General features: G+C 41.8%; 7 protein-coding genes. All 7 read right to left on the reverse strand.

Annotation, left to right across the window (positions count from 1 at the left end):
* Nucleotides 1-10 precede the first annotated feature (10 nt).
* Nucleotides 11-919, reverse strand: a complete 909-nt coding sequence (locus tag LC574_RS20125; RefSeq protein WP_229455168.1) for an aliphatic sulfonate ABC transporter substrate-binding protein — start codon at nucleotides 917-919, stop codon at nucleotides 11-13.
* A 286-nt stretch (nucleotides 920-1,205) separates the two neighbouring features.
* Nucleotides 1,206-2,543 carry an LLM class flavin-dependent oxidoreductase gene (locus LC574_RS20130; protein WP_229455170.1) on the reverse strand — a complete coding sequence of 446 codons (1,338 nt, stop codon included), beginning with the start codon at nucleotides 2,541-2,543 and terminating at the stop codon, nucleotides 1,206-1,208.
* A 199-nt stretch (nucleotides 2,544-2,742) separates the two neighbouring features.
* Nucleotides 2,743-2,931, reverse strand: a complete 189-nt coding sequence (locus LC574_RS20135; RefSeq protein WP_229455172.1) for a hypothetical protein — start codon at nucleotides 2,929-2,931, stop codon at nucleotides 2,743-2,745.
* The gene (locus tag LC574_RS20140) at nucleotides 2,925-3,473 is read right to left on the reverse strand and encodes a GNAT family N-acetyltransferase (protein WP_229455174.1); all 549 of its coding nucleotides are present in this window, start codon (nucleotides 3,471-3,473) and stop codon (nucleotides 2,925-2,927) included. The genes LC574_RS20135 and LC574_RS20140 overlap by 7 nt, the downstream gene beginning before the upstream one ends.
* Nucleotides 3,473-4,288: a hypothetical protein gene (locus LC574_RS20145; protein WP_229455176.1), complete on the reverse strand. Its 816-nt coding sequence runs from the start codon at nucleotides 4,286-4,288 to the stop codon at nucleotides 3,473-3,475. The genes LC574_RS20140 and LC574_RS20145 overlap by 1 nt, the downstream gene beginning before the upstream one ends.
* A gap of 116 nt (nucleotides 4,289-4,404) precedes the next feature.
* Nucleotides 4,405-5,481: an LLM class flavin-dependent oxidoreductase gene (locus LC574_RS20150; RefSeq protein ID WP_229455178.1), complete on the reverse strand. Its 1,077-nt coding sequence runs from the start codon at nucleotides 5,479-5,481 to the stop codon at nucleotides 4,405-4,407.
* 309 nt (nucleotides 5,482-5,790) lie between these two features.
* A partial coding sequence (locus LC574_RS20155; protein WP_229455180.1) for an MFS transporter occupies nucleotides 5,791-6,711 on the reverse strand: 921 nt, incomplete at its 5' end.

Genomic DNA, 6,711 nt, shown 5'->3' on the forward strand with positions numbered 1-6,711 from the left:
CCCCACCTGGCTATATAACCTTATCGGTAATCGGTCTGATGCCAAAACGCCGACGCTTGACTATTGTTTCTAAGGTTGGTAAATCAAGCTTGGCATCACGCCCGATAATTTCGGCAACTTCTCGCGTATTTGCTTTAGACCATTTGCCTAATTTGTGGACTTCTTCAAGGACAATTTTTATTAGCTCAGGGTTCTCTTTCACGAAGCTACGTGCAGCTATCCAATAGCCTCCTTGGGTTGAAAGTCCTTTAGCATTACGAAGAATCCGAACTTTTTCCGTTCTCTGAAATATAGCCAGGTGGGGGTCACCTAGCACAGCTGCATCAATGCTCTTACGCGATAATGCTGCACGAGTTTCTGGTGCTATCAGATTGAGATGTTTGACATCTTTTAGCTCTAGTCCTCCTTCTTGTAAAGCTTTAACCACAAAGTATTGACTAGCAGTAGCTCTTTGAAAGGCAATTCCCTTACCTTTTAAATCAGCTATAGTTTTGATGGGAGAGTCTTCCGGTACTACGATCGCCGAACCTTCACCAGTACCCGGTATAGTATTAACAAGAAGAACAAAGGGAATACCAGTTGCTTGGGCAAATATGGGTGGAGTTTCACCAACAGCACCGACATCCAAACTGCCCACATTTATTGCTTCTAAAAGCTGTGGCCCAGCTGTAAATTGCGCCCACTCCACTTGAATACCCAAGGGATTCAACCGTTTCTCTAAAACTTGTCTACTTTTGGTGATATCCGCAGCAGTAAAATAACCAATTCTTAACACTTTTGTCTTAATGCCATTAGGAGCTGCAACTGCTGCCTTTTCTCGTGTATCTGGTGCTTTACAACTTACTAAAGTTGTGGAGAGAGTAAATACTCCAGCTACTAATAAAATTAGAAAGTTGCGTTTTCTAGATATTGCTACCATGATGTATTACCAATTTTCTGGGGTTTAAAATACAGGCTTTAATTAAAAAACTGATTTTGGAATGATGTAAAAGTTGAAGATGGGAAATTTTTTATTTTGCGGTTAGACTCTGTTTACTAACTCTCTCATCGAAACAATCTACTGTAAATCGACCGATTTACAGTAGATTGTGATAGCACGGACTTTACCACAAGCTAATTTAAAAATCAAGCAGCGAGGATGACGGTGCTATTGATGCAAGTGGTAAAAAGAAAGAAACAATAGGTGTGATACTAGCGATCGCAGTTTACACCAGACTGGTTTGGAAGAAGCGATTAGCAGGGCGTGCCAGACCGAGATTTTCACGCAGCGTTGTACCCTCATACTCTTTGCGGAAAATCTTACGGCGTTGGAGTTCTGGCACAACCTTGTCAACGAAATCGTTCAACCCTTCAGGAAGATAAGGGAACATGATGTTGAAGCCGTCAGAGCCTTCCTCAAACAGCCATTTTTCCATCTCATCGGCGATGGTTTGGGGTGTGCCCACAAAAGCCAACCCGCCGTAACTGCCAATGCGTTGCGCCAGTTGTCGAATAGTCAAGTTCTCACGTTGCGCTAAGGCTATTACTCTTTCTCGTGAAGAGTGACCAGCGTTAGTCAGTGGGATTTCTGGCAAGGGGCCATCGGGATCAAAACCCGAAACGTCGTAGCCAATAGCACTATTAAGGCTAGCGATTCCACTGTCATAATGTACTAGGCTGTCCAAATAAACACGCTTGGCCTGTGCCTCGGCGACGGTTTCCCCCACAACCACTAAAGCCCCTGGAAGGATTTTTATACTGTCTGGGTCGCGTCCCTTCGCCTGCGCCCGTCCCTTAATGTCTGCAAATAAAGCTTTGCCAGCTTCCAGATTACCAGCAGGTGCAAACACAGCCTCCGCGGTTTCGGCAGCTAATTGCCGTCCGGCTTCGGATGCGCCTGCCTGAACGATTACCGGCCAGCCTTGGACAGGTCTGGCGATGTTCAATGGTCCTCGCACCGAGAGATATTTTGCCTTATGATTCAGAACGTGAAGCTTTGCAGGGTCGAAATAAATCCCTGCTTCCACGTCCCGAATAAACGCATCGTCAGCAAAGGAATCCCAAAGACCCGTGACGACATCATAAAATTCTCTAGCCCGCCGATAGCGTTCGTCATGCTCTATCTCTTCTTCTAATCCGAAGTTGAGTGCTGCGTCTGGATTGGCTGTGGTGACGATGTTCCAGCCAGCGCGACCCTCACTGATATGGTCGAGAGAAGCGAAGCGGCGAGCGATGTGGTAAGGCGCGTCATAAGTTGTAGAAGCAGTAGCTACTAGACCGATGTGTTCGGTGACGGTAGCAAGAGCAGAAAGCAGGGTGAATGGCTCAAATGAGGTGACAGTATGACTGCGTTTCAGGGCGTTAATTGGCATATTCAGCACTGCTAAGTGATCCGCCATGAAGAATGCGTCAAATTTGCCTTGCTCTAATTTTTGGATGAATTTTTTCAGTGCTGGGAAGTTAAAATTAGCATCAGGTATAGCCCCAGGATAGCGCCAAGCGCCTGTATGTATGCTTACCGGACGCATGAAAGCACCAAGTTTTAATTGCTTTGATCCGCTCATTATCCCTCCGTATCATAATCTTAAATGCGCTACTCTCACCTAGTGACTAAATCGATGAGAGACATAGATGATTAATTTGTAGAAATAATTCACGTTTAATGTGAATTAAGTGTTGAAACCTTTGTAATTGCGTTGATAATTCCAAAACTATGATTTTGGACAATCTCAAAACCCTTGCGATACAAGAGACGTTTTTAATTCACATCAGGCGTAATTCGTAATTAAAAAACTGAATCTTTTCTAAACTTCCTTGCGCTTTAACAATATTTAGTAACGCCATCCCTTTTTGATGTCCTATTTTCAACACTGTTAGCTTGGGTACTTGGGGTTTTTGTGCAGATGCATCAGCTATTCCACATCTTGAAAGTAAGAATCGAGGTGTCACCACGGTAAACCGCAGAGGTCAATACTTCCCTTTTGTGGAGCTTTGTCAGTTATAGGTAACACCATCGTTTTATTAAGTGTGAAAGAAACTGTACCACCTGGTTGCTCAACTAAAAGAGTTCCATTGAATGCCTGCCATCCAAGATGGGTATAAAAAAATACTAAATTATTACGACATACGAGTAGCGCGAAAGCAATATCGTTTTCATCAAAAAATACTGCTGCACGACGAATAGCAATAGTTGCATAACCTTGTCCTCGTACTTCTGGACTGGTCATGACACCACCAATACCTCCAATACGGGTTAATACACCGTCTAACTTTGCCTCACGGATCACAATCCCTATATGTGAGACTAATCGTTTTTCGTCCCACACCAATAAACGCCATTGCGGTAAACACCATGTAACATGTCTTACCGGACGAGTATCGATGACTTCCGGCGGATAAACTGCTGCCACAAGTATACGCAAAGCTTCCTTGTCGTCTGGAGTTAAGTCACTAGCAGGTTTCAAATCGAAACTCAAAGAACTACTGTTGCTCATCAGTCTTTAACACTCACAAGTCGGGGCAGTTTAGATACAGGAATATCCAAGAAATAAGATAAAACTTCTCGCCGCCAAGCGTCATAAAGTACTGGCAAATCATCAATTTCAATACCAATAGCTTTGTGGCTCAAATGCCAATGCTCCCAAAGATAGGGATTACGACGGCGTTGACCTTCTTCATCTGCTTCTAGAACTTGGGCGATTAAATCCTTTTTCTCTGTTGGCGAAGCTCGATCAAATTTACGTTGCCACCAATCTACAACTCCCAGACGATGTGCTGCTTCATCTGGCAAGATTCTTTCTGCCGCAAACTTAGCTGAGTCTGGGTCATTGATTTTGCTGGTACGACTATTGATGAATAGCAAAGCCACAATATGAAGTTCATAGTGCAACTCAAATGCTAGAAAGCCTTGCCAATTACGAATGGGTAAATCACCCATATAATCCCAATGCTTTTGTACTTGCTTTTGAATATCTTCAATTGGGTTGCGTCCTGATATTGCCTGCGCTCTTAAACGAGTATTCTCAGCGTGTGCGCCGTCATCCCCTATTTGTCTGCTCAAAAATAGTTGTAATTCTAGGTCAGCAAAGGAGTCAATTATCTTAGCGCAGACTTGCACAATAAACAGGTCATGGGCTGCACCAGCAACACGAAAATTATAGAAATTTTCTTTTTCTTCATCAGTTTGCGGTGGTCTTGGTTCTTCTAGCCGCTTTTTTGGCAAGTGAGGGGCGTATCGTTCGAGCAGTTTGTCAAAAATTTCCAGTTCTAAATCAGTAGTCCAAGTTGGACGAGTAAGTATTGTAGTCATAAGTTTCCTTTATAAATGGCAATTGGGAAGTAATGTTAGCACTAGCCTCTAATACCAATTCTCCAAAATTAGGCAACAGATACAAATCACGAAAGTCCTGCTGCATCTTACGTTTCTTAATTGCGAATTGCGAATTGCGAATTGCGAATTGCTATTAATGCCTGGACTCGTGGCATGATTTCCGCAGAAAAACGCTCCATTTCTGTGGCAAAGGGCTGAAATTGCAGCATGAAAGTACCAATTCCTACTTTGGTAAATTCAGCAATCCGCTGGGCTACAGTTTCGTAGCTACCAACTAATCCTGCTGCTGTACCGCCATTGCTTCCCACACCAGGGTACTTTGCCATGTTTTTGAACATGACTACTTCTGAATCTACTCCTTTAAGTAATTCTGAGCGATCGTCTTGTGCTAATACCATCGCTCTGAGGTTTTGATATTCCGCTTGTGCTTCTTCGTCTGTTGGTCGAGTAATGACAAAGGCTGACATAGCAAAACCCAGAGGTTGAGAGCGAGACTTAGTTTTTTGAGCAACTTGAGCAATGGTTTCGCGGATGACTTCAATCGGACGACCATTGAGGAAAAATGTATGGGCTTCTTTTGCGGCTAGTTCTTGGGCTGGTTCTGACTCTCCCCCTACATATACACGCGGATGTGGTTTGGCTATAGGTGGAGGATTGAGCTTCAAATCATTGATCTGAAAATAGTCACCCTGAAAGTTGACTTTTTCTCCACTCCATAGGGCTTTTACGACCCTAATCCATTCATCCGAATAACGATAACGCTCATCGTGGGTAAGGAAATTTATTCCTGGTTTTTCCATTTCTGGCTTGAACCAGGCACTTACTAAGTTAATAGAAAAACGTCCACCACTGATTGCATCAATACCTAAGGCCATCTTTGCTAAGACGGCGGGATGAAACAGTAATGGCTTAACAGCTGCAATAATCTCGATAGAGTTTGTTGCTTCTGCAAGTGCTGCTGCTGCTGTCCAGGTTTCTAGCTGGTCAAGTTCTTGGTTTCTGGGATTGATGATATGTTGTGCTATTAAAGTTGTGGTAAACCCGCATCTTTCAGCCAATTGGATTAAATTCTTGGCTCGTGAGTAACTAGCATCACGAGGTTCAAGAGGATGGTTCGTCACGCCGCAGTTGCCGTAAACAGGAATCCAAATCCCATAGCGTGGTTCAGACATAGCTTTCTAGAACCTTTGTAGTCGGTACTAAAACTTTATTTTTGCACCTAGAATAATCATACGTTAAATCGGTAGATTTACCGTATAATACTATGAGATTTGCATAGATGAGGATAAAAAACAAGGGGGTATTTGGATTCTGTGGTTGGGGACAGGGAACTTGAGGAAAGGAGAATAATTAATGAACTAATGAGACAAATACATCTAGCCCAACATCAAGATGGTCAATTACAGCAGATTGTGAGGACACAACAATGTTGTTTTCCTACCTATATACTTCATTTACTTGCAATAAGCTGTAAGTATAAGCTATTCATCCAATATTCCTTTACTGACATAAATTGGGTGCAATAAATTTTCAATTTTTGGTAACATCTTGTAAAAAATAATTGAACCAAGAATACAAGAGAAGCCTCCAAAAATTAAAGCATTTGTTGCATTAAATATACTTGCTAATCCACTTATAAATAAATTGCCAAATGGAATGATTCCCATAACTGACATATTATATATACTCATGAGGCGACCTCTTTTTTCATCATCTGATATTATTTGTAAAACAGAATTACTAGATGAATACTCTAAAATATAGCTACAACCTATTATTGGAACTATCATTAAAGAAAACCAAAAGCTTCTCGACAATGAAAAGGTAATTAATGCTGTACCAAATATAGCCGGAGCAAAAGCAATAATTTTACCAAGCCTAACTAAATTTGTTTGGGAACTCAAATAAATGCCACCACATAATGCTCCCAGCCCTGACGCTCCCGTTAAGAAACCCAGAGTAGTGGAATCTCCTTGAAGAATTTGAATGGCAAAAACAGGCATAATTCTTAGATACGGCATTCCCAAAAAACTGAGTAATGCTATCAATAGTAAGATTGAGCGAATAGGCAAAAAATAATAAGCATATGTAAAGCCTTCTTTTAAATTCTGCCAAATATTATTTTGATAATTCCGGCGTACCATTATTAGTTTTTTAACTTTAATTGCTAACAAAGCTGTAATGATAGCAATGTAACTAATACCATCAATTAAAAAACAGTGCCCAGGAGAAAGACTAGCAATTATAATTCCTGCGATCGCCGGAGCTATAATCCGCGAACCGCTAAGTAAAGAAGAATGGAGAGCCGTTGCGTTGGTAATATCTTCTTTATTTTCAATTATGTCCATTATGAAAGCATAGCGAGCAAGTATCTCAACGCTACTGAGTAAACCTTGCAATAT

This window comes from Nostoc sp. CHAB 5715 (assembly GCF_020829685.1).
GTDB lineage: Bacteria > Cyanobacteriota > Cyanobacteriia > Cyanobacteriales > Nostocaceae > Nostoc.

Coding starts and splice junctions, on each gene's coding strand:
- LC574_RS20140 (WP_229455174.1), bottom strand. CDS start 3,473: ATGAGCAACAGTAGTTCTTTGAGTTTCGATTTGAAACCTGCTAGTGAC.
- LC574_RS20130 (WP_229455170.1), bottom strand. CDS start 2,543: ATGAGCGGATCAAAGCAATTAAAACTTGGTGCTTTCATGCGTCCGGTA.
- LC574_RS20150 (WP_229455178.1), bottom strand. CDS start 5,481: ATGTCTGAACCACGCTATGGGATTTGGATTCCTGTTTACGGCAACTGC.
- LC574_RS20145 (WP_229455176.1), bottom strand. CDS start 4,288: ATGACTACAATACTTACTCGTCCAACTTGGACTACTGATTTAGAACTG.
- LC574_RS20125 (WP_229455168.1), bottom strand. CDS start 919: ATGGTAGCAATATCTAGAAAACGCAACTTTCTAATTTTATTAGTAGCT.